General features: G+C 70.1%; 17 protein-coding genes. 11 read left to right on the top strand and 6 right to left on the bottom strand.

Annotated elements, in window-relative coordinates:
* Positions 1 to 36: 36 nt before the first annotated feature.
* Together OG841_RS03985 and OG841_RS03980 are read left to right on the top strand one after the other, a co-directional pair.
* The gene (locus OG841_RS03985; protein ID WP_371563460.1) at positions 37 to 1,362 is read left to right on the top strand and encodes an L-fuconate dehydratase; all 1,326 of its coding nucleotides are present in this window, start codon (positions 37 to 39) and stop codon (positions 1,360 to 1,362) included.
* A gap of 269 nt (positions 1,363 to 1,631) precedes the next feature.
* Positions 1,632 to 2,354, top strand: coding sequence for a FadR/GntR family transcriptional regulator (locus OG841_RS03980; protein WP_371563458.1), 723 nt, complete (start codon positions 1,632 to 1,634; stop codon positions 2,352 to 2,354).
* A 38-nt stretch (positions 2,355 to 2,392) separates the two neighbouring features.
* On the opposite strand, the gene OG841_RS03975 is transcribed toward OG841_RS03980, so the two are convergent.
* Positions 2,393 to 3,580 (bottom strand): acyl-CoA dehydrogenase family protein, encoded by a 1,188-nt coding sequence (locus tag OG841_RS03975; RefSeq protein ID WP_328642753.1) that lies wholly within the window; start codon positions 3,578 to 3,580, stop codon positions 2,393 to 2,395.
* Between the two features lie 339 nt (positions 3,581 to 3,919).
* On the opposite strand from OG841_RS03975, the gene OG841_RS03970 reads away from it, so the two are divergent.
* Positions 3,920 to 6,229, top strand: coding sequence for a glycosyl hydrolase family 95 catalytic domain-containing protein (locus tag OG841_RS03970; RefSeq protein ID WP_371563455.1), 2,310 nt, complete (start codon positions 3,920 to 3,922; stop codon positions 6,227 to 6,229).
* 25 nt (positions 6,230 to 6,254) lie between these two features.
* Positions 6,255 to 8,144, top strand: a complete 1,890-nt coding sequence (locus OG841_RS03965) for a glycoside hydrolase family 97 protein (protein ID WP_371563452.1) — start codon at positions 6,255 to 6,257, stop codon at positions 8,142 to 8,144.
* Between the two features lie 191 nt (positions 8,145 to 8,335).
* Here the strand turns inward: OG841_RS03965 and OG841_RS03960 are convergent, their stop codons facing one another.
* Entirely contained in the window at positions 8,336 to 9,592 is a 1,257-nt protein-coding gene (locus tag OG841_RS03960; RefSeq protein WP_371563449.1) for a hypothetical protein, read from the bottom strand.
* 158 nt (positions 9,593 to 9,750) lie between these two features.
* Here OG841_RS03960 and OG841_RS03955 point away from each other — a divergent pair, with 158 nt between their 5' ends.
* Together OG841_RS03955 and OG841_RS03950 are read left to right on the top strand one after the other, a co-directional pair.
* Positions 9,751 to 10,176 carry a VOC family protein gene (locus tag OG841_RS03955; RefSeq protein ID WP_371563446.1) on the top strand — a complete coding sequence of 142 codons (426 nt, stop codon included), beginning with the start codon at positions 9,751 to 9,753 and terminating at the stop codon, positions 10,174 to 10,176.
* Positions 10,177 to 10,354: 178 nt separating this feature from the next.
* Positions 10,355 to 11,869 (top strand): FG-GAP repeat protein, encoded by a 1,515-nt coding sequence (locus OG841_RS03950; protein WP_371563443.1) that lies wholly within the window; start codon positions 10,355 to 10,357, stop codon positions 11,867 to 11,869.
* 31 nt (positions 11,870 to 11,900) lie between these two features.
* On the opposite strand, the gene OG841_RS03945 is transcribed toward OG841_RS03950, so the two are convergent.
* Positions 11,901 to 13,661, bottom strand: coding sequence for a serine/threonine-protein kinase (locus OG841_RS03945; protein WP_328642759.1), 1,761 nt, complete (start codon positions 13,659 to 13,661; stop codon positions 11,901 to 11,903).
* Positions 13,662 to 13,845: 184 nt separating this feature from the next.
* On the opposite strand from OG841_RS03945, the gene OG841_RS03940 reads away from it, so the two are divergent.
* Both OG841_RS03940 and OG841_RS03935 read left to right on the top strand, forming a co-directional pair.
* Positions 13,846 to 14,856: a zinc-binding dehydrogenase gene (locus OG841_RS03940; RefSeq protein WP_328642760.1), complete on the top strand. Its 1,011-nt coding sequence runs from the start codon at positions 13,846 to 13,848 to the stop codon at positions 14,854 to 14,856.
* Between the two features lie 262 nt (positions 14,857 to 15,118).
* Complete coding sequence (locus OG841_RS03935; protein ID WP_328642761.1) at positions 15,119 to 15,820, top strand: GAF and ANTAR domain-containing protein; 702 nt, start codon at positions 15,119 to 15,121, stop codon at positions 15,818 to 15,820.
* Positions 15,821 to 15,857: 37 nt separating this feature from the next.
* On the opposite strand, the gene OG841_RS03930 is transcribed toward OG841_RS03935, so the two are convergent.
* The 3 genes from OG841_RS03930 to OG841_RS03920 form a co-directional block, all read right to left on the bottom strand.
* On the bottom strand, positions 15,858 to 16,619 hold the full coding sequence (locus OG841_RS03930) for a class I SAM-dependent methyltransferase (RefSeq protein WP_371563439.1): 762 nt from the start codon (positions 16,617 to 16,619) through the stop codon (positions 15,858 to 15,860).
* Between the two features lie 168 nt (positions 16,620 to 16,787).
* Complete coding sequence (locus OG841_RS03925) at positions 16,788 to 17,366, bottom strand: GNAT family N-acetyltransferase (RefSeq protein WP_328642763.1); 579 nt, start codon at positions 17,364 to 17,366, stop codon at positions 16,788 to 16,790.
* Complete coding sequence (locus tag OG841_RS03920) at positions 17,359 to 18,045, bottom strand: alpha/beta fold hydrolase (protein ID WP_328642764.1); 687 nt, start codon at positions 18,043 to 18,045, stop codon at positions 17,359 to 17,361. Before OG841_RS03920 ends, OG841_RS03925 begins: the two co-directional genes overlap by 8 nt.
* A gap of 109 nt (positions 18,046 to 18,154) precedes the next feature.
* Between OG841_RS03920 and OG841_RS03915 the strand changes: the two genes are divergently transcribed.
* From OG841_RS03915 to OG841_RS03905, 3 genes are all read left to right on the top strand, one after another.
* Positions 18,155 to 19,126, top strand: a complete 972-nt coding sequence (locus tag OG841_RS03915) for a helix-turn-helix transcriptional regulator (RefSeq protein WP_328642765.1) — start codon at positions 18,155 to 18,157, stop codon at positions 19,124 to 19,126.
* A gap of 542 nt (positions 19,127 to 19,668) precedes the next feature.
* Positions 19,669 to 21,252, top strand: coding sequence for an arabinofuranosidase catalytic domain-containing protein (locus OG841_RS03910; protein ID WP_328642766.1), 1,584 nt, complete (start codon positions 19,669 to 19,671; stop codon positions 21,250 to 21,252).
* A gap of 139 nt (positions 21,253 to 21,391) precedes the next feature.
* The gene (locus OG841_RS03905) at positions 21,392 to 23,839 is read left to right on the top strand and encodes an RICIN domain-containing protein (RefSeq protein ID WP_328642767.1); all 2,448 of its coding nucleotides are present in this window, start codon (positions 21,392 to 21,394) and stop codon (positions 23,837 to 23,839) included.
* The last annotated feature ends 37 nt before the right edge of the window (positions 23,840 to 23,876 follow it).

Genomic DNA, 23,876 nt, shown 5'->3' with positions numbered 1-23,876 from the left:
TCCGTGTGTCCCGCCTGCTCCACAGGAGTTGACGCCATGTCCTCACCCGCGTCCGCGTCCGCCCGCATCATCGCCCTGGACGTCCTCGACGTGCGTTTCCCGACGTCCGAGCACCTGGACGGGTCGGACGCGATGAACCCCGAACCCGACTACTCGGCCGCCTACGTCGTGCTGCGCACCGACGCCGGCGACGAACTGGAGGGCCACGCCCTGGCCTTCACCACCGGCCGCGGCAACGACGTCCAGGCCGCCGCCATCGCGACCCTGGCCCCGCACGTGGTCGGTCTGTCCGTCGAAGAGGTCTGCGGCGATCTGGGAGCATTCTCCCGCTCTCTGGTCCACGACCCCCAACTGCGCTGGCTGGGCCCGGAGAAGGGCGCCATCCACATGGCGACCGGTGCGGTCGTGAACGCCGCCTGGGACCTGGCCGCCAAGCGCGCGGGCAAGCCCGTCTGGCGCTTCCTCGCAGAGATGCCTCCGGAGGAACTGGTCGCACAGGTCGACTTCCGCTGGCTCAGCGACGCCCTCACCACCGAGGAGGCCCTGGAGATCCTGCGCCGCGCCGAACCGGGCCGCGAGCAGCGCATCGGTCACCTCCTCGACCAGGGCTATCCCGCCTACACCACCACCCCCGGCTGGCTCGGCTATTCCGACGAGAAGCTGGCCCGCCTGGCCCGCGAGGCCGTCGCCGACGGATTCACCCAGATCAAGCTGAAGGTGGGTGCGTCCCTGGAGGACGACGTACGGCGCATGCGCACCGCCCGCGAGACGGTCGGCCCGGACATCCGCATCGCCGTGGACGCCAACCAGAGATGGGACGTCCAGCCCGCCATCGACTGGATGCGCTCCCTGGCCCCCTACGACCCGTACTGGATCGAGGAACCCACCTCCCCCGACGACATCCTCGGCCACGCCGCCGTCCGCAGGGCCGTCAGCCCCATCAAGGTCGCCACCGGCGAGCACATCGCCAACCGGGTCGTCTTCAAGCAGCTCCTCCAGGCCGGCGCGGTCGACATCGTCCAGATCGACTCCGCCCGGGTCGGCGGCGTCAACGAGAACATCGCGATCCTGCTGCTCGCCGCGAAGTTCGGTGTGCCGGTCTGCCCGCACGCGGGTGGCGTGGGCCTGTGCGAGATGGTCCAGCACCTGTCGATGTTCGACTACGTCGCCGTCTCCGGCACCACCGAGGACCGCGTCATCGAGTACGTCGACCACCTGCACGAGCACTTCGTCGACCCGGTGCGCATCGCCGACGGCCACTACCTCGCGCCGACCCGGCCCGGCCTCAGCGCGCAGATGCACCCGGAGTCCCTGAAGGAGTACACGTACCCGGACGGCCCTGTCTGGTCCGCCCGTGTCTGACGTGGGCCGCTGTGCCTCCGCCGTCGGAATGTCGACGCCCACGTCCGCGCGGCGCACGGCACGACCCTGTCCGCCGACGCGATCGGCGTCCCGCCCATGGATCCCCGTATCATCAACGTCGCCCTAGGCATGCGGACTCCCGGACAGGTCGGACGGAACGTGCAACTCCATGATCAACACATCCCCGTCGGTCTCCGGGGTGATCTCCGCACTCGGGGACTGACCAGGCCGGACGTGCCCGTGAAGCATGGTGGGTGGAGGGATGAGTCGTGTCTTTGACGGACAAGGCCATTGAGGACATCCGTGAGCTGATCCGGACGGGTGCCCTGCCTCCGGGCTCGAAGCTCCCACCGGAGCCGGACCTGGCCGCGCAACTGGGGCTGTCCCGCAACCTCGCCCGCGAAGCGGTCAAGGCGCTGGCCGTCGCCCGGGTTCTGGAGGTCCGGCGGGGCGACGGCACCTATGTGACCAGCCTGCAGCCGAGCCTGCTCCTGGAGGGGCTCGGCGGCGCCGTGGAACTGCTGCAGGGCGACTCGGTCGCGCTGCAGGACCTCATGGAGGTACGGCGACTCCTGGAACCGATGGCCACGGCCCTGGCCGCCACCCGGATCTCCGACGCCCAACTGGCCGAGGTGAAGCGGCACTTGGACGCCATGCGGGATGCCCGCGACGACGTCGCACAGCTCAACGCCCACGACGCCGCCTTCCACCGCGCCGTCGTCTCGGCCACGGGCAACGAGACCCTTCTCACCCTCCTGGAAGGGATCTCCGGACGCACCCTGCGCGCCCGTATCTGGCGCGGTCTGGTCGACGACAAGGCCGCGGGCCGCACACTCGCCGAGCACGAGGCGATCTACAACGCCCTGTCCGCGCGTGACTCCGCCCTCAGCCAGGCCGCCGCCCTGCTGCACGTGAGCAACACCGAACAGTGGCTGAGGGAGCACCTGCGCTCAGGCGAAGCCCTCCCCTTCGGAACGACAGCGGGCAACTGACCAGCGGACGAGGAAGGCCACACCGCTTCGCGAAGTCATCAGAGGAACGGCGTACCGGCGTCCAACCCTGACAACACCCTCCCGTACAGCTCCAGATTGGCGGCGGGGTTGACGAAGGAGTGCAGACTCAGCGCGTTGAGATCCCGCACGGCACGCTGGACCGGCACCTCCAGACGCAGCGACGACGCGCCGGATGCGGAACCGATCAGGTCCACGGCCTCCTTGCACAGCCGCGCCACATAGCCGGCCTGGGCCCGGATCCGAGCCCGTTCCTCCGGCGTGTACCGATTGCCGTCCGCGACCCGGGCGTCGATCAGTGAGACGAAGTCGGCGGTGAGCAGTTCGGCACAGGAGATCTTCATCGCGGCCTCGGCGAACTGCAGATGCGTCACCGGGGCGGTGTGCTGCTGCTCGTAGATCGTGTAGGTGATGCCCCGTTGATGGATGCGCTCGCCGAACTCCGCCAGTGCCGCCCGGGCCGGGCCGAGGGCGCCGGCCGCTGTCCAGGCACAGAACAGCAGGAGGACGGGCATGCCGTAGAAGGGATCTTCGCTGTTGCGCCGCGAGGGGTGGGACCCGCCCAGCAACGGCCCCAGTGGCAGGACACGGTGGGCCGGCACATGGACGTCATGGGCGACGACACTGTTGCTGCCGCTCCCGGCCAGACCGGAGACGTGCCAGTCGTCGAGCACGTCCAGGTCGGTCATGGGAATGGCCGTCCACAGCAGATCCGGTGGGCGGACGCCCCCGGAGTCCGCCACGGTGGTCAGCAGGTGCCAGTCGGAGTCCTGGCAGCCGGTGGCGAACGGAGAGGTTCCCTCGACCACGTAACCGCCGTCCACCGGACGGGCCTTCGCCTTCGGTATGAGGGTGCCACTGACCCGTACGTCGGGGCCGGTGAAGATCTCGTCCTGCGCCTCGTCAGGGAAGAGTGCCGCGATGAACGCGCACCCGGCCTGGATCAGCGCCATGAATCCGCTCGACCCGCACGCGGCGGAGACCTCGCTCAGTACGTCGACCTGCGTCCGCACCGAGGTCTGGTAACCGCCGTACCGGCGGGGCACGTTCATGCGGAGCACTCCGGCATCGGTGAGAGCCGTGACGACCTCGCCGGTCACCCGGCGTGCCTGTTCGGTGCGCAGGGCGTGTGAGCGGATGAGGGGCTGAAGTTTCCGTACACGTTCGACGAGTTCGGCGTCCGAGTTCCGTGCGGATGGATCAGCCAAGACAAGACCTCCGGGGCCCGTTGCGCAGGGAACCCTCACCGTGACGCCGAACCTGTTGGGTGTCAACGTCCCCTTCAGGCCGTGCTGTTGACGCGGTCCAGTCCGGGCTGAGCCTTGGCCACACCACCGACCCTGCACTCTTCGACCGCGGATACATCGGATGGGTCAAAGGGCTGGCCTAGGCCAGCTGGCATGGGGTCTTCGGCTAGGAGAGCCCATGAATTGCTGCACTGTCACGCGGTTCGCATGGTGCTGAAGTCATTGACAGGTACACGAGAGCCTCTTAGGTTCCCCGATACACCCGATGTATCGGGGAACCGTCAGGTAGAGAGGACGACGATGACCTCACAGCCGGAGAGACACTCGCAGCCGGCCCGCAGAGCCGTACTCGGCACCGCGCTGGGCGGAGCCGCGGCGGCCGCGTTACCCGGTACGGCCCACGCCGAAGAACCCATGGCTTCGCCCGGTGCCGTCGGACGCCCCTGGAAACTCCGGGACGCCATGACCACCGACGGCGCGTGGGCCCGATTCCTGCACGACCAGGACCTGCGGTGGACCAGGCTCCCCACCCTCTGGTACGAGGGTCCCTTCCTCGGCGACGGCCAACTCGGCAGCATGATCTATCAGGAGCCCGGCGCCAACCAGATCCGTTTCACCGTCCAGCACGGCCGGGTCCAGGACCACCGCCCCGAGTTCGGCAGCGGGTGGGGAACCTGCCGTCTCCCGGTAGGCCACCTCACCCTCGAACCGGCCGGCACCATCACCGCCGTCGACTGGCGGCTGAGCCTGTGGAACGCCGAGCTCACCGGCACGGTCACCACCACGGCAGGCACCCTCACCCTCGCCGCCCTCATCCACGACGAGGTCCTTGCCGTCCGGGTCAAGGCCACCGGCGGTGAACGGGCCATCTGGACCTTCCATCCCGAGGAGGCCATCAGCCCCCGCAAGATCAGCGAGGCCCCGCCCACCGGATACACCGCCAACCCGGCCTGGACCACCCGCACGACCTCCGACGGCACCGAACAGGTCCTCCAGCCCCTCACCGGCGGCGGCCAGACCGCCACGGCCCACCGCCGCACCGGCGACGACCTGCTTCTCAGCGTCGGCCACAGCCACCCCTCCGGCACCGCCGCGGAAGCCGACTCGCTGCGCAACCTGCGCCGCGCGAAGTCGTACAGCACGCTCAGGAGCCGCCACACCGACTGGTGGCACGCGTTCTACCGCAAGAGCTTCGTCTCGTTTCCCGACCAGCGGCTCCAGAGCTTCCACTGGATCCAGCTCTACAAGGTCGCCTCCGCGAGCCGCGCCGGCGGCCCCGTCATGGCCACCTCGGGACCCTGGCTGGAGCCCACGCCCTGGCCCGCGGTCTGGTGGAACCTCAACGTCCAACTGGAGTACTGGCTCATCCACGGCTTCAACCACCCGGAGCTCGACTCCCTCGCCACCACGCTGCGCCAGAACCAGGAACAGCTCATCGCCAACGTGCCGGACGCCTACCGCGCCGACAGCTCCGGCATCGGCCGCAGCTCCGACATGTTCGCCAACCGCGGCGTCGGCCGGCCCGGCACCGGCGCCGAGACGGGCGACCTCACCTGGGCCCTGCACAACGTGTGGCTGTCGTACCGGCACTCCATGGACAAGTCCCTGCTGCGCGACACGATCTACCCGGTGCTGCGCCGGGCCATCAACTACTACCTGCACTTCCTCACCCCGGGCAGCGACGGCAAGCTGCACCTGCCCAGTACCCTCTCGCCCGAATACCCCGTCGTACCGCCGCAGGACACCAACTACGACCTGGCCCTGATCCGCTGGGGCTGCCAGACCCTCCTCGACTCCGCCCAACTCCTCGGCATCGAGGACGAGTTGACACCGCGCTGGCAGGAGGTGCTGGCCAGGCTCACGCCGTACCCGGTCGACGCCAACGGCTTCATGATCGGTGCCGACACCCCCTACGCCCAGTCCCACCGCCACTACTCGCACCTGCTGATGGTCTACCCCCTCTACCTCGTCAACTGGGACCAGCCCGAGAACCGCGACCTCATCACCAAGTCGCTGGTGCACTGGCACGCGCTGACCGGCGCCCACCGCGGCTACAGCTACACCGGCGCGGCCTCCATGTACGCGATGAGCGGCGACGGCGACACCGCGATCACCTACCTGCGCAAGTTCTTCGACCCCACCACCCGTTACCCGTGCCGGGCCAACACCCACTACACGGAGGCCGGCCCGGTCATCGAGACCCCGCTGTCCGCCTCGCAGTCCCTGCACGACATGTTCTGCCAGAGCTGGGGCGGAGTGATCCGCGTCTTCCCGGCCGTCCCGAGCGCCTGGGCGGATCTGACCCTGCACAACTTCCGCACCGAGGGCGCCTTCCTGGTCAGCGCCGTCCGCAAGGCGGGGACCACCCGATTCATCAGGGTCAAGAGCCTGGCGGGCGAACCCCTCAAGCTGCGGCACGGCCTCACCGGGCACCTCACCGCGGTGCTGGACGACGGCACCCCGGCCCGCACCCACGACCTCGGCGACGGCACCCTCGCCATCGACCTGCCCCGCGGCCGCGAGGTGCTCGTCCACACCGGCTCCCGCCCCGACCTGAGCATCGCGCCCGTCGCCGTCAGCGAGCCGGGGCCGGCCTGGGGTCTGCCGTAAAGGCCACACAACCCGGAGGTATCCGATGGCAGTTCCGATCAGAACCGCGGTCGCCGCGCTCTGCGCCTCGCTGGCGGCCGCCGTTCTCACCACCGCACCCGCACAGGCCGAACAGCACGACCAGGCCTGGTCCCTGTCCGCAGGAGCACACGCGCCGCGCGCGCAGGTCACCCTCGACGACGCCACGGGCACGCTGAGCCTCGCCGTGTCCCGGGACGGCCGTACGGTCATCGAACCGTCACCGGTCGGCATCGTCACCGAACAGGCCGACCTGTCCAAGGACTTGCGCTTCCTGCACCGCAAGAACCGTACGATTCAGGAGCGTTACCGTGCGAAGTCCGGCAAACGCCTGGACCGCTTCCTCCGCATGAACGAGACCCGTCTCTCCTTCGCCACGGCCGCGGGCGCCCGTCTCGACGTCGTCGTCCGCGCCTCCGCGGACGGAATCGCCTACCGCTATGCCCTGCCCGCGGGATCCGGTGACGTCCTCGGCGAGACGTCCGCCTTCACTCTCCCGGCGGACTCGAAGGCGTGGCTCGGCACCTACCGGGTGGACAACGAGGGCCAGTTCGTCCAGTACACGGCGGCGACAGCGCCCACGGGTGAGTACTCCGACCAAGCGCTGTTCGCGACCGACGGCGGCTACACCCTGCTCGCCGAGTCCGACCTCACCGGCGCCTACTCCGGTGCCCGCCTCGCCCACACCGAGGGCACCGGCACCTACCGGATCAAGCTCGCGGACGACCGGATCAAGAGCGACGGCCCTCTCGCCACCCCCTGGCGCGCCATGGTCACCGGCGACCTCGCCACCGTCACCCGCTCCACGTTCACCGACGACCTCGCCCCCGCCTCCAAAGTCGCCGACCCCTCCTGGATCCGGCCCGGCACCGTGCTGTGGACCTGGCTCGCCGGCGGCCGCGAAGCCGGCCAGAGCCTGACGGCGCAGAAGGCCTTCGTCGACTACGCCGCGAAGAGGAACTGGCCCTACGAGGCCGTAGACGCGGGCTGGTACTTCAAGACCGACGAATGGGACACCACCGACCCGAACTGGCAGACCAACAGCTGGATGCCCGAGCTCGTCCAGTACGCCCGTGCCAAGGGCGTCGGCATCATCGTCTGGATCCACCAGCGCGACCTCGACACCCCCGAGGAACGCGCCCAGTGGCTGCCGACCCTGGAGAAGTGGGGTGTGAAGGGCGTCAAGATCGACTTCATGAACTCCGAGGCGCAGCCCATGCTCCAGTGGTACGACGCCATCCTCAAGGAGACCGCCGCCCACCACCTCATGATCGACTTCCACGGCTCCACCATCCCCAAGGGCATCCAGCGCACCTGGCCGCAGGTCATGACCCTGGAGGGCGTCGCGGGCGAGGAGAAGCGCACCAACACCGCCGCCCATCTCACCACCCTGCCGTTCACCCGCAACGTCATCGGCTCCATGGACTTCACGCCCGGCGCCTTCCAGCGCGTCGGTCTGCGGCCCAACTCCGACGCGGCCGAGGTCGGACTCACCGTCGCCTACGAGTCGGGGTTGCAGATGTTCGCGGGCACCCCGGAGTCGTACGAGGCCCGGCCGCTCGCCCGGGCCTACCTCGACCAGGTCCCCGCGGCCTGGGACGACACACGCCTCCTCGCCGGCGAACCCGGTCAGGAAGCCGTACTGGCCCGCCGCAGCGGCGAGCGCTGGTTCCTGGGTGGCCTCTACGCCGGTGCCGCCCGCACGGCCGCGGTGCCGCTGTCGCTCGGTCCGGGCCGGTGGCTGGTGGAGACGATCCGGGACGGCGCCGACGGCCTGGTCCAGGACCGGCAGGTCCTGCGCGGCGGCGACACGCTGAGCGTCGACGTCGTGGCCAACGGCGGCTTCGCCGCGCTCGCCTGCCCGTGGCGGCCCGGCCTCACCACCTGCTACCGCTGAGCACACCGTTGTTCCGGGAGCCGGATCCGATCAGCGACGCCTGTGCCGATCGAGTTCTCCCACTGGCTCACCCGGACCCTTCACGAGGCGGGCGATGCCGAGCCTTATTACAGCGACTGGGAAGAGAAGGTATCGGCGTGAAGCCGGACGTCGTGCAGCCGACCCCGGTCCCGTTCGCCCGGCACTGACCGTCAGTTCAACAGCTCGCAGACTTCCACGAAATCGTCGTAGGCCTCGCCGTACTGGTGGGCGGCGAGGAGAAACATGGAACGGTCCGTCAAAGCGCGGGCCAGAATTTCCTTGTCGGCGAGACGGCGGGCGAGATCCACGTGTTCATTGAATACGGGCCGGAGCGGCTTCAGAATGAGGTGGCTCCGGTTCTCCCGGTGAACGGCAGACCGGATCGTGAGTCTTCGGTGCACGGCGACCAGTTCGGGCAGATACCTGCCCGGATCGGTCCTCGCCGCCTCTCGAAGTTCCTCGACCCGCTCTTCGAGGGACGACATGCTGCCGAAATAGGCCTGCTTGATGTCGGGCGACCATTGGTGGAGAGCCGCGCCGAAAGACGGGCCCGGCGCACTCGCGGACGGCACCGGCTCCGCCGAACGGCCGGACATCGCGAACAGTGTGCTCCACCACGAGTGAATATTGCTCCAGCTCTTGCGCTCCCCGGTCAGGTCCAACTCGGTGAGCAGGGCGAGGGCCTCCTGCCGGGCCGCCACCGCCTCGGTGCGGCGCCCCACGCCATCGAGCAACGTGGCCTGGTGGACCAGCTCCCACGTCAGGATGGCCAGTGCGGTGCCGTCCTCGGCACATCCCGCGCGGGTGTCGTCCACGAGCTTTGCGAGGACCTCCACGGCGGCCTCGTGACGTCCGGAGGCGTCCAGCGCGGCCACCCACTCGACCATGTCCCAGAACGACGGCTCCGCCGGTTCCTGTCCGTGCTCGGATCGGACCATCTGCTCGCACCATTCCGCGGCTTCCCGGTACCGGCCCTCCTCGGCCAGAGCGACCACCAGCGGCCCGTGTCCGTACAGAGGGCTTTGCACCTGACCGAGTGCGAACCCTGATGTCCCGGCATCGGCCATCTCCTCGCACAGGGCGAATCCTTCAGCCCGGCGGCCGAGGAGAGACAACTCGTACCGATAGGCGTCCAGGGTACGGACGAGCAGATCGGTCTTCTTCGGGTCCTTGTCGTCGATGGCTCGCGCCGCGGCCACGGCTTCGGCCCGACGGGCCAGTTGGATCTCCGGCACATTCCCGGTCTCCTGCGCATATCCGTAGGACAGCAACGCCTCCGCCAGCTTCGGAAGATAGGTCAAAGGACTCACAGCGGAAAGCACCCGGTACGCCTCGACCTGCCGCCCGAGCTCCAGCCGGCCGGATCCGAGCAGCATCGTGCGGGCCCGCAACACCGCGTCCTGATCGACCTTTTCTGAGTGATCCATGACGGGAATTCTGAGATCAGGAGCAGTGGCCTGACAACACTTTCGAGTTGTGCCATCCGTCCTACGAAAACGGCCCCCGACCTGTCATGATGGTTTCGGTTACTCCCACCGCGGGGGCGCGCCCGGCACACGGCGGCGAACCGGCGCACAGTGGAGACATGACCGCAGACGACAGGAACATTCTGGCCCGGGGTCGCGTGGCGACCAGGCTTCCCGCGCAGGACCTGGACCGCGCCCGGCGCTTCTACGCCGAGCAGTTGGGGCTCGATCCCGTCGACGAACGCCCCGGCGGACTGCTGTACCGCTGCGGGGGCACCGACTTCGCCCTCTTCCAGTCGACAGGGGCCTCGCCCGGGACCTTCACCCAGATGGGATGGGAGGTGGACGACATCGAGACCGTCGTCTCCCAGCTGCGGCAGCGTGGCGTGGTCTTCGAGGAGGTCGACCTACCCGGCTTCCGTACAAGGAACGGCATCGCCGACATCGACGGCAACTACCCCAGCAAGAACTCCCGAGGAGAGCGCGCGGCCTGGTTCCGTGACAGCGAGGGCAACCTGCTGGGCATCGGCGAGCCAGTGCACTGACGTTGCGGTTCCGGTCCCGGGTGTCGTGGTGCGGCAACGGATGTCACTGGCGTGTCACAGCACGCCCGGGCCCCACAACTTGTTCCGGGCTCGTCGTGTCGAACCCTGCGTTGCACCAAGACCAGTCGGACAGACCATCCGGCTGACAGAGCATCAACTTCCCACGGGGGGAACAGACATGAACATCACCACGCGCACCAAGCGGCGTACCGCAGGCTCGGCCGCCGTCGCTGCGGCCTCCTTCCTGCTGCTGGCGGGAGCGGGCATCCTGGCCGCACCGACCGCGTTCGCGGGCGTCCCGGGCGGCACCTCCGCCGCCGACCGCAACAGCGACTTCAACGGCGACGGCTACAGCGACCTCCTCACCGGCGTCCCGGAGGGCGCGGTCGACGGCAAGGAGGGCGCCGGGTACGTCACCGTGCAGTACGGCGCTCCCAACGGCATCGGCACCAACAACACCGTGCCCAAGGGCCGGGTCCAGCTCGTCAGCCAGTCGACCAAGGGCGTGCCCGGAACCTCCGAGACCGGCGACCACTTCGGACAGGGGGTCGCGACCGGCGACCTGGACGGCGACGGCTACGACGACGCGGTCATCGGCACGCCCGGCGAGGACGAGGGCACCGTCGAGGACGCGGGCCGGGTGACCGTCGTCTACGGATCCGCGAAGGGCCTCGACACCGGGCGCACCGCGACCGTCGCCGCCGCCACGCCCGCCGAGGGCGCACGGTTCGGCCATGCGGTGGCCGCCGCCCGGTTCACCGGGGACATCGACGGCGACCAGCTCGTCGTCCTGGACCAGAAGGTGGGCCTGCACGTCTTCACGTACCACGCCGGCGTCCTGCGCCAGGTCGGCACCCCGCACGCCACCGGCCACACCCTCCAGGCCGCCTACCTGACCACCGGCGACTACGACAGCGACGGCTTCGCCGACCTCGTGGTCTCCGGTTACAGCCCCGATGACGACTACACCAAGGGCTGGTCCGCCTACTACGCGGGTGGCGCCGAAGGCCTGCGCTACGGGCGCGACCTGCACGGCGGCCTGGGCACCGCCTCCGGCGACATCAACGGCGACGGCTATGACGACCTCGTCGTCGGCCAGCTCAGCGGCGTGGACGAGGCAGCCGGCGACGCGGAAGCGCCCGGCGGCCTGGTCGGCGTCTACTACGGCGGTGAGGAAGGGCCCGCCGGTGAGGAGGGCCCCGGCTTCGCCCCGCAGTGGTGGTCGCAGAACTCCCCCGGCCTGCTCGGCTCGCCCGGCGTGGACGACTCGTGGGGCAACGACGTCTCCGTGGCCGACGTCGACGGTGACGGATACGCCGACCTTGCCGTCGGTGGGCCCGGCGAGGACGCGGACGGCGAACAGGGGGCGGGCGCGGTGTCGCTGCTGCGCGGCTCGCGAGAGGGCCTGACCGCCACCGGTTTCCAGCACTTCGACCAGAACACCCCGGGCATCCCCGGAGCCGCCGAGGCCAGTGACGGCTGGGGCGCCCAGGTGCGGCTGATCGACACCGACGGCGACGGCCGGGCCGAGCTGGTGGCCGCCGCGCCCGACGAGAACGCCGGCGACGGCGCGGTATGGCTGCTGCCCGCGAGCGGCAAGGGACTGCTCGCCGACGGTTCCCGTTCCTACGGCGCCGCCGCTCTCGGCGGTAGCGCCCACGGTGCCCACTTCGGCTCGGTGATCGACGAGTGAGCGCGGCGCGTCGGCCGTTGGTCCGGGGTCGTCACCCGGCGCTGCGCAGGGCGACCCAGGTGTCGTGCGCGACGACGCCGTCGGTGTTCAGCCCCCGCTCGCTCTGGAAGGCCTGGACCGCGGACTCCGTGCCCGACCCGAACTCACCGTCCACGCCACTGCTTCCCACGCTGTACCCGCGCTCGGTCAGGATGCACTGCACCTGCTGTACGCGTTTGCCGCTGTCGCCGAGGCGGGTGCGTCCGTTGCCGGCGTAGTACGTGCACTCCGAGAGCCAGGGCGCGGTGTCGGTCCCGACGGACGGGCTGTCGGGGGACGGCGTGGGGGAGAGCGCGGTGGACGGAGTCTCACCGGGAGGCACCGCGTTGTCGTCCTGGTCGCCGACGGAGCCCGAGGCCTCGGGCTCCGTCGAGGCGGTCCCCGCCTTGGCGTCGCGGTCCTCCTCGACGGCGCCGTCGACGTCCGGGCGGGTCAGTCCACTCGTACTCGGGGACACCGAACCGCCGGTGGCGTCACGGGGGCCGGTGCCGTCTGCGCTGGTGGCACCGGCTTTCGGGGATGCGGCCGCGGGGGGATCCTGACGGATGAGCAATAAGGCCACGGCAGCCACGACACAGATCGCGACGCCCGCGACGGCGACCAATAACGCTGTCCTACGGCTCCGGGCTGGGACGTCCATCGGGTCCGGCTGTGCGGGCGGGGGCGTGGCCGCGGAGCTGTCGTCCTTCTCCGGTGCCCGCGCATCGGGCGGAGCAGGCTCCGGCATGGGTGCGGACCGGAGCAGCAGCAGGTCGCCCGGGGACCGGAGACGGCTGATGACCTCGACAGGCAGGCGGTGCAGCGCCTCGTACGCCTGCTGCCGGGCGAGCACCTTGCCGCCCAGTGGCTCCGGCCAGGCCGACGGCACGGGGCGTAACCCCGCGGCGTCGATCAGCTCCTGCGGAGTGGGTCGCCGTACGGGCTCCTTGTCCAGGCAGGCGGTCAGCAGCGAACCGAGCTCCGCGTCCGCCTCCGCGATCTCGCCGACCACCTCCGGGTTCGGGTCCTCGTACGCCACCCGGTGCATCACGTCGACCCCTGTGCCGTCGCCGAACGGCGCACGCCCCGTTGCCGCGTAGACCAGAGTCCCGGCCAGCGAGAACACGTCCGACGCCGTGTCGGACCGGCCCTCTCGCAGGTGCTCGGGCGACATATAGGCCGGTGTCCCCACCCGGTTGCCCGTGCCGGTGATCGCGCTCGCGTCGGCCGCCTTGGAAATCCCGAAGTCGATCACATGCGCGCCCCGGACGGACAGCAACACGTTGGACGGCTTCAGGTCCCGGTGCACGATCTCCTCGACGGCGAGGCCCGCGAGTGCCTGCCCCAGCTCCGCCACCAGCCGCCAGACCGCGGCCGTCTCCAGGGCGCCGTACGCCTTCACGGCTTCGGCAAGATCGAAGCCGGGGAGGTACTCCGTGGCCATCCACAGCACCTCGTCCTCGAAGCCCGTGCCGCACAGGCGGGGTGCGTGCGGGGTACGAAGACGGGCGTGCACGGCCGCCTCGCGCTCGAACCGGCGCCGGAACCTCGGATCCTCCGCGTACTCCGGCCTGATCACCTTCACCGCGACCAGGCCCGGGCTGTCGTCCGCGGGACGCGCCAGATACACCCGTCCCATGCCACCGCTGCCGAGCAGCGCGACCGGCGCATAGGGTCCGACGTGCCTCGGGTCGCCGAGGCGCAGTGGTAAGGCACCGGTCTGCCGCAGTGCGGCAGCCGCGTCGTCCGCCGACGCCGGCCGCTGTCCCGACAAGAGAACCCCCGAAGTCACGTTCGATGCACGCCAGTTCCCCCCAGCGGGTGATGAGCGTAACCCAGCCCGTGCAGGCGTTCAGGAAATCAGGCGGAGATGCGGGACGAGTCGGGAATGAACCCGCGGCGGCTGCACGTTGACCACCGCCGACCGACTCTCCCGCCCCCGGGTAGAAAGCAGGCTCATGACGTCCTCGCCCAGCACGATGCGCGCCGTCCGGCTCTCCGCCCCCGGCCCCGTGGACAACCTGAGGCCGACCACGCTCCCGCTCCCGCCCGAGAGGGACGGCTGGGTACGGATCCGCGTCGAGGCGTTCGGCCTCAACCGCTCGGAGCTGAAGCTCCGGCTGGGCCTGAGCGTGGGCGTCAGCTTTCCCCGGGTGCCGGGCATCGAGGTCGCCGGCACCGTGGACGCGGCCCCGGCCGGCAGCGGGCTGGCCCCCGGGCAGAAGGTCGTAGCGATGATGGGGGACATGGGGCGCACCTACGACGGCGGCTACGCCGAGTACACCTCGGTGCCGCTGTCCCAGGTCATCCCGGTCGACACCGACCTGCCCTGGGAGGTGCTGGGCGCACTGCCCGAGATGGTACAGACCGCCTACGGCTCGCTCACCATCGGCCTGGACCTGAAGCCCGGCCAGTCCGTGCTGATCCGCGGGGGCACCTCCTCGGTCGGCCTGGCAGCCGCCGCGCTGGCCACCTGGCGCGGCGCCACAGTGCTGGCCACCACCCGGCGGGCCGACCGCCTCACGCTGCTGTCGGAGCACGGCGTCGACCACCCCCTCCTCGACACCGGCGAGATCGCGCCCGCCGTACGCGAGCTGTACCCGCACGGGGTCGACGCCGCTCTCGACCTCGTCGGCACACCGACCCTGCCCGACACCCTGCGCGCGGTACGCGTACACGGCACGGGCTGCTTCGGCGGCAGCCTCTCCAACCAGTGGACGGTCCGGGAGTTCTCCCCGAACGAGTACCTGCCGAGGGGCGTGCGCCTCGCGGGCTACTTCGGGGACGCCGCCGACCTGCCTCGGGAGGCCTTCCAGGAGATCCTCGACGCCGTGGCCGCCGGTCGGCTGGCCTTCCCCGTGGACCGCGTCTACGACGGCCTGGAGCAGGTGCCGCAGGCCCACGACGACATGGAACACGACCGCGCCACCGGCAAGCTCGTCGTCCGCGTCCGACATGAGGACCGTTGAAACGTTGATCACACCGCATTGCGGAGGAGTAGCGTGGTCAGGGGTGGGGACTTGAAGGGCAGGCCGGGTGTGGCGGCGTACCCCATGGGGGCCGCTCCGGCCAGGCTTCTCCGGTTCTGCCAACGAGCCGGAGAGGCCGCGCACAGGTGAGCCCGTCATGCTGCTCACGCCGGGGCGTGACCCGGCGAGGCCGGTTCGGCCGATGGTGGGGAGTGGGTCGGCGGTAGGGTGGCCGCACCGATGGGCGAGGTGGGTGGTGGCGGTGGAGTGGCGGGAATTCGCAGAGGCGATGGCCCAGCTTGCGCGGACGTTGCTGGCCCAGGAGTCGGTGCAGGGGACACTGGACGAGATCGCGGCGTCGGCGGTGCGACTGGTGGACGGCTGTGACGCGGCCGGGATCCTCGCGGTCCGCAAGGGCCGGGCGGTCACGCTGTCCTCGTGCGGCGACGTGGTGGAAGCATCCGACCAGCTGCAGGGCGAGCTGGCAGAGGGCCCGTGCTTCGATCTCGCCGCCCGGGCCACCGGCGGGGACGGGGAGCGCGTGTTCCGGATCGCGGACATCACCGAGCCGCAGCCTGCTTGGCCCCGGTTCGCCACGGCGGCTCGCGACCTGGGTATCGGCAGCATGACCGGGGTGCTGCTCTACACCCACGACGAGGACTTCGGCGCGCTGAACCTGTACTCCCGCCGCCCGGGCGCCTTCGGCAAGGACATCGAGACCGCCGGCTGGATGCTGGCCTCGCACGCCGCCGTCGCCCTGGCCGACGCCCGCACCATCGACCAGCTCGAGGACGCCATGAAGACCCGGCACGCCATAGGCGAGGCCATGGGCATCCTGATGGAACGCCACAAGCTGACCGAGGACGACGCCTTCAACGTGCTGCGCCGCATCTCGCAGCAACACAACATCAAGCTCCGCGACGTCGCCCAGCGGGTCCGCACCAACCGCGCCGCCCAGGCCTGACCGCTCCTGCGTCGGAGCAGCGTCCGCTCGCAGACGGTCAAACTCGGCGCGCGCCGACCAGCCAGGCGCGGGAGTCGAACCACACGCCGTCGCCGGTGTCGTGCGCGTCGAGCGTCGCGCACAACCGGTCGAGGGCGCGTTCGGCGGACGCGGCATCCAGAGCGGCGAGCCAATCCTTCGCCATGCGCAGCTGGAGTACGGCGGTACGCGCGTGGTCGGCATCCGGGCCGTACCAGACGGGCTCGCCTACGTCGACGACGTCCACGGCTGTGAAGCCTGCCGTGGTCAGGACCTGGGCCACGTCGTCCGGATCGGCCAGCGTGAAGGGGTCGTCGCCCGTCGAGGCCGACGCGTGCCGGCCGGCGAGCGCCGTCCGAATCGAGGTATGCCACTCCTGACGGTCGGCGGCCTGCCAGACCAGCTGCACGAAGCGCGCACCCGGACGCAGGGCTCGCCCGATGTTGGCGAACGCGACCGCCGGGTCGGAGAAGAACATCGTGCCGAACCGACTGACACCCAGACTGAAATACTCCGGCGGCAACGGATGGGCCTGGGCGTCGCCCTGCACGAAATCGACATTGCCGAGCCCTTCCGCCTCGGCCTGTCGGCGGGCCCGCTCCAGCATGGGCCCCGACACGTCGATGCCGAGCGCGCTACCGACCGACGCCGCTCGGGCCGCGTCCCGGGTGGTCAGGCCGGTGCCGCAGCCGACGTCGAGGACACGATCACCGGGGCGGACGTCGAGGGCTTCCAGCAGTCGCTCGTGATGGCGAGCGAGCTCCGAGTCGTAGTCGAACACGGTGACCGTCTCCTCACGCCGCGGGACCGTCGCGGAGCATGCCCCGCACGGTGTCGAGCCGTACACCAGGTTCCCACCCCGGCAGCCACCGAGGTCGCGGCCGGCCTCGCACCGCCGCCAACCGCCGCCCGACGCAAGCCGGGTTGCCCTTCGGTGGGCGCGTCGACCTCAGGCCGGATCGACCACCCTGCTCACGATCCACGCATGCTTGCCGACCTGCCGACCGCGCGTGAATCCGAAGTCCTGGAAAAGTTCGACGGTCGCGCTGAACAGGAAGCGGCCCTGCGCCTCGCGTCCGTCGGTCACCTCCGAGATGGCTTCGACGACGCCCCCTCCGGCCTGGGCGATCTGGTCGAGGGCGCCTTCCAGCGCCGCCCGCGCGATGCCCCGTCCGCGGTGTTTCCTGTCGACGTAGACACAGGTGATCCGCCAGTCCGGCCGCGGCGGTACGTCCTTGTCATACGCGCGCCTGTGCTTGATGTTGGGGAGCTCCTCCGGGCTGCCGTACTGGCACCACCCTTGCGCGGTGCCGCCTTCGTCGAGGACGAGCGCGGCGTGGGCGCGGCCGGTCCGCACCCGGTCCTCCTTGGCCTCGCGGTGGCTGATCCCGTGTCGGCCGCACTCCGGGTGGTAGCCGATGCACCAGCACCCGCCGAAGATCCCGTTGTTGCGCTCGACGAGCTCCGCGAAGACGTCCCAGGTGGCGGCGTCCAGGGGGCGGACCTGGTACGGCCCGGGCTCAGACATCGGCGGCCGCCGTGGCCAGCAGCCGGGCGAGTTCGACCGGCTTGGTGAACATCGGCCAGTGGCCCGAGTCGATGTCGACGAAGCGCAGGTGCCTGATGCGGGAGACCTCGGGCACGTCACCGGCGTCGATCCAGTCCCGGGCCTGGGCGGGGCTGAACTCGGGGCACACGAGCAGCATGGGGACGTCGAACCTCCGCTCGTCCTTCAGCCGCACCGTACCCTTGGCCACCCTCTCGGGCACAGGGATCGCCGCCGAGGCGATGCGGCTGCGTGTCTCCTCGTCGAGGTCGGCGGAGTCCGGTCCCTCGAACGGGCCCCACCCGGGGAAGGGCATCACGCCGTCCTTGGTCTCGAAGAAGTCGGCGTACGGCTGCCCGTCGGCGGAGGGGAAGCCTCCGATGAGGGCCACCCCGGCGACCCGCTCCGGCCGCGCGTCGGCGGCGAGCCAGGCCAGGGAGCCGGCCGCGGAGTGCCCGACCACCATGGGATTCTCCGGCGCCGCGTCCACGGCGGCGAGCACCGCCGCCACCTGGTCCTCCAGGGTGGCGGACTCGGCCCCGCCACCCTGACCAGGCAGGGTGAGTGCCACGGGGCGGTGGCCGAGTTCCTCGAGCACGGGCACGACGTCGTCCCAGGCGGATCCGTCGAGCCACAGGCCGGCGATGAGCAGGATGTCCATGGATCAGTTCTCTCTTCCCGTGAAGCCCATGAGGTCGATGCCATCACGCTACGACTGGTTCCGGACAATCCACTTCCGGTATATCTCGTGACCACCTAATCTGCTCGGGATGCCGACCGATCTCAGTCCCACCGCGCGAGCCCTGCGCACCCTCGAGATCCTCCAGTCCCGCACCGCGGGAGTGACGGCCGACGAGCTCGCCGCTTCCCTGGGTGTCACGGAGCGGGCCGCGCGCCGCTACGTCGGGATCCTCCGCGAGGCGGGCATCCCCGTGCACTCGGCCCGGGGCCCCTACGGCGGGTACCGGCTGGGGCGCGGGGCGCGGCTACCTCCGGTGGTCTTCACGGAGCCCGAGGCGCTGGGCCTGGTCATGGCGGTCCTCGACGGTCAGCCGGCGGCCGCCGACCCCGACGCCGACGACCTCGTCGGTGCCGCACTGGGCAAGGTCATCCGGGCGCTGCCCGAGAGCGTCGGCCGGCAGGCGGCCGCCCTGCGCGAGCACGCCTCGGCGGCGCCCGACCGACACGCGTCCCGTCCGGATCCCGCCCTCACGAGCACGCTGGTCGCGGCGAGCGCGGTGCGACGCCGCGTGCTCGTCACGTACCGCAGTGAATCCGGCAACGAGTGGGAGGCCGAGGTGGATCCCTGGGCGGTGGTCGTCCGCTACGGCCGCTGGTACCTCCTGTGCCACTCCCACCACGCGGACGCGATCCGCACCTACCGGATCGACCGGGTCCGCGCGGTCCGGGAGACCGTCCATGGCTTCGAGATGCCCGACGGCCTCGACCCGGTGGCGGCGCTGGAGGAGAACCTGGGCAAGGGGTGGGAGTTTCCCACGCGGGTGGTGTTCGACGCCCCGATGGCCGAGGTGCTGCCGTCGATCCGCCCGCCGATGGGACGGCTCGAACCGTCGGGAGACGGGTGCGTGCTCGTCGGCAGCACGAGGAATCCGACGATGTACGCGCAGGAGTGGCTGGCGCAGCTGCCGCTCGCCTTCCGCGTCGAGGGCGGGCAGGAACTGCGCGCGGCGGTGGAAGCGCTCGCCACGCGTTTCACCGCCGCCGTGACGGACGGGCCCTGAGCGTTGATGGCGAACGACACGCGACCCTGGGGCGAACCGATTCGCACGCAAGCGCTTCGACGGGATCGTAGGACTGTGGGGGTCCTGGGTCAACGGCGTGCCGCACGGTGAGACGGCGCCGCCCCACGGGCCGCTGCGTCGCCTCGTCGCCCCGCGCCTCCCGGACCGGCCCTCCCGCACCGGGCCTGACCGCTGCGCTGCTGCTCACCGGCATGATGGGCAGGCCGTCGGGCGGGCCGGTCCCGGCCCGCCGCGCACCCCCGCCCGCCGGGAGAACGCCTGGGCTTCCGCGTCCCTCGGCGTCGCAACATTTCGATGTGACGGTCAGGGGCGACCCGCGGGAATCAGCCGTCGAACCGATTCCGCGACAAGGTTCGCAACAGGATCCTCCACACCCTTGACAGCCCGTCAGTTACGGGAGCACCGTCTCCCCCCGAAACCTCTCTGCAATCCGCTGCACATACGGCACCTCGAAGCGCTTCCGGATTGTCAGCGCCCCCACACGACCCGAACGGGTCGCGCCGGCACGGTAGGGAGATCGGATGGGAACCATACGGACAAGACGCCACCCCGGTGGTGTGCGACGGTTGCTCGCGGCGGTACGGCGCCGTGGCAGGCCGGACAACGTGCCCGAACGGGCGAACGCGCCGTCGCCGGCGCGCTCGGTCGGCTCCCCGCCGAAGGCGTTCGCCCGCGCGGGAGCCGCGGTCGTGCTCGTCGCCGGCACGCTGACCGGCGCCGCCGTCACGGCGGGTGCGGCCCATGCAGACACATCCGGGCCGTGCGACATCTACGCGGCGGGCGGTACCCCCTGCGTGGCGGCCCACAGCACCACACGAGCGTTGTACGGCTCGTACAACGGGCCGCTCTACCAAGTGCGGCGTGCCTCGGACAACACCACCCGGAACATCGGCGTCCTGAGCGCGGGCGGGTACGCCGACGCCGCCGGCCAGGACTCGTTCTGCTCGGGGACCACCTGCCTCATCACGATCGTCTACGACCAGTCCGGTCGCGGCAACAACCTCACGCAGGCGCCCGGGGGCGGAGCCGCGGGCGGCCCCGACAACCTCGCGAACGCGACCGCCGCACCCACCACGGTGGGAGGCCACAAGGCCTACGGCGTCTTCGTGGCGCCCGGCACGGGGTACCGCAACAACCACACGAACGGCATCGCCACCGGGGACAACCCCGAAGGCATGTACGCGATCTTCGACGGGACGCACTACAACGGCGGCTGCTGCTTCGACTACGGCAACGCCGAGACGGACAGCAACGACGACGGCAACGGCACCATGGAGGCCATCTACTTCGGCAACATCAAGGTCTGGGGCTATGGCAGCGGCAACGGCCCCTGGATCATGGCCGACCTGGAGAACGGCCTGTTCTCCGGAGTGAACCAGCACTACAACGCGAACGACCCGACCATCAACTACCGGTACACGACCGCCATCGTCAAAGGCGGCCCGAACCACTGGGCGATCCGCGGCGGCAACGCGCAGTCGGGCAGCCTGTCCACGTTCTACGACGGTCCGCGCCCCAACGTCGCGGGCTACAACCCGATGCGCAAGCAGGGTGCCATCATCCTCGGCATCGGCGGCGACAACAGCAAGGGCGCCCAAGGCACCTTCTACGAGGGCGTGATGACCTCGGGCTACCCGTCCGACGCCACCGAGAACGCGGTTCAGGCCAACATCACCGCGGCCGGATACAGCAACGCCTCCGGCGGGACGAGCACCGGAGCGCTGCACGCGGTGGGCGCGGGCAAGTGCCTGGACGTGCCGAACTCGTCCACGACGGCCGGTACGCAACTGCAGATCTGGGACTGCAGCGGCGGCGACAACCAGAAGTGGACCCGCACGTCCTCCGGCCAGTTGACCGTCTACAGCGGCAGCGGCCAGATGTGCCTGGACGCGTACAACCACCAGACGTCCGCCGGGACCAAAGTGGTGACGTGGCCGTGCAACGGCGGGGCCAATCAGCAGTGGCAGCTGAACTCCGACGGCACCGTCACCGGCACCCAGTCGGGACTCTGCCTCGATGTCACCGGCGCCTCCGCGGCCAACGGCGCCCTGGCCGAACTCTGGTCGTGCAACGGTCAGTCCAACCAGCAATGGAGCCTCTCCTGATCCGAACGGCACCGGACCGTGGTCGGCTCGCCACCGGCCACGGGCCACCGCCACCGGATACGGGCCTGAGCGTGCCCGACGCCGAGTCCGAGGCACGGCCGGACTCTCCGGCCCCGCGCACCCCTACCGAAGGATGACGATGTCCAGAGCCAGAGCGCTCCGCGGCCTCTGGGCCGCCCCCGTGGCCCTGCTCGCCCTACTGGCCCAGAGCCTGAGCACAGCCGGGGCCGCATCCGCCGTACCCACCGAGCGCCAGGCAGCGACCGCCGCCCTGTACGTGTCTCCGGATGCGGCTCCCGGCGGGAACGGCAGCGCGGAGCAGCCGTTCGCGACGATCGACCAGGCGCAGCAGCCCGCGCACCGGCTCTCGGCCGATGCGGACGTCGTGGTCCACCTGGCCGGTGGCACGTACCGGCTGACCAAGCCGCTGACCTTCGGCCCCGGCGACGGCGGGCAGAACGGCCACACCATCACCTACCAGGCCGTGTCCGGGCAGCAGCCGGTCGTCAGCGGCGCCCAGCGGGTTTCGGGTTGGCAGGTGCATGATCAAAGCAGCAACATCTGGTCGGTCCATGTCGGTACCGGTGTGAACACGCGTCAGCTGTACGTGAACGGGAAGCAGGCACCGCGGGCGTCGATCCAGGTGCCCCGCTCGAGCTTCACCTTCACGCAGACCGGCCTGACCGTCACCGACTCCTCCCTCGACTACCTGGCCGGCCTCTCGGACCAGAGCCACATGGAAGTCGAGAGCGTCAACTCCTTCACCGACCGTTACGCGCCGGTCCAGTCGATCAGCGGCAGGACCATCACCATGCAGCAGCCCGCGTGGAACAACAACTCCTGGGGCTACGACACCATCAACGCGCCGTTCGCCGGCGGGACCATGTACCTGGAGAACAACTACGCGTTCCTCAAGCAGGCCGGGCAGTGGTACCTCGACTCGTCCACCGGCGACCTGTACTACCGGGCCCAGCCGGGGCAGAACCCGAACAGCCTCGACGTCGAACTGCCCCGGCTGCAGAGCCTGTTGGGCATCAGTGGCAGCTACGGCTCACCGGCGACCGGTCTGGCATTCGCCGGCATACGGTTCACCGGGACCTCCTGGCTGGGCCCGAGCGGACCCGACGGATACGCGGACCAGCAGAGCGGCGCGCACATCACCGGTTCCTATGCGATGCCCGCCAACTGGCTGAGCACCTGCAAGTCGGGCTGCACGCAGTTCGAGGCCACCCGGAACCACTGGGCGCAGATGCCCGCGGCCGTCCAGGTCTCCGCCGCCACGAACATCACGTTCTCCGGCGACACATTCTCCGAACTCGGGCAGGCCGGACTGGGCGTGGGCAACGACGGCGTCGCCACGGCCTCCGGCACCGGACTCGGAGCGAGCGGCGTCACCATCACCGGCAACACGTTCACCGACCTCGCCGGCAGCGGCATCCAGGTCGGCGGGATCCAGCCGGACGCGCACCACCCGGCCAACCCGCAGATGAGCAACCAGAACATCACCATCAGCAACAACAAGGTCAGCGGGGTGGGCACCGACTACAAGGAGACCGCGGGCATCCTGTCCACCTACGTCACCAACGCGACGATCACCCACAACCAGTGCGACCACCTGCCCTACGACGGGATCGACATCGGCTGGGGCTGGGGGATGAACGACCCGGGCGGCAGCCAGGACTACGTCAACCGAGGAACGTACAACTACCAGCCCATTTACAGCACTCCCACGACGCTGAAGAACAACACCGTCTCCCACAACCTGGTCTTCGACACCAAGAACGCGATGTTCGACGGCGGCAGCATCTACAGCCTGTCCGCGGCCCCCGGCTCGGTGATCTCCGACAACTACATGTACGACAACAACCGCACCACCGCCCTGTACCTCGACGAGGGCTCGCGGTATCTGAGGGTGTCCAACAACGTGGTGCAGGACGCCGGCAACTGGGCGCTCACCAACGCCAACGCGAACAACCACACCGACGACAGCACGTTCTCCGGCAACTGGTACAACGGCGGCAACACGTACGTGGCCACCGGCCCTCCGCACAACAACGTCCTCACCGGCAACGTCCAGGTCAGCGGCACCAACTGGCCTCAGGGCGCCAGAGAGGTCATCCAGCAGGCGGGCGTCCAGTCCTCGGGCGGCGGCGGCTTCCCCACGGGCTACCACCAGTTGGTGATCGGCACCAACAGCCTGTGCCTGGACGTGTACGGCAACTCCACCGGCGCGGGCGCCGCGATCGACCAGTGGACCTGCAACGGGCAGAGCAACCAGCAGTTCGAGTTCGTGCCCGCCTCGGGCGGCTACGGGCAACTGCGGGCACAGCACTCAGGACAGGTCGTGGCGGTGGCGGGAGGTTCCACGAGTGCCGGTACGCCGAACATCGTGCAGCAGGCCGCGGGCGGAGCGTCCAGCACTCTGTGGCTGCCGGTACAGCAGTCCGACGGCTCGTATTCCTTCAAGAACCAGAACAGCGGTCTGTGCCTGGACGTCTACGGCGGCGGCAGCAACCTGGGCCAGCAACTGGACCAGTGGCAGTGCAAGAACGCACCCGGCACCAACCAGGACTTCACCCCCCGCTGACCTGCTCGCGCCTCCAGAACGCCTGCACGGACCGGCG

This window comes from Streptomyces canus, assembly GCF_041435015.1.
Taxonomy (GTDB): Bacteria; Actinomycetota; Actinomycetes; order Streptomycetales; family Streptomycetaceae; genus Streptomyces; species Streptomyces canus_G.
Note: the sequence above shows the minus strand (reverse complement) of the source record. Positions and strands in the feature narration are given on the sequence as shown.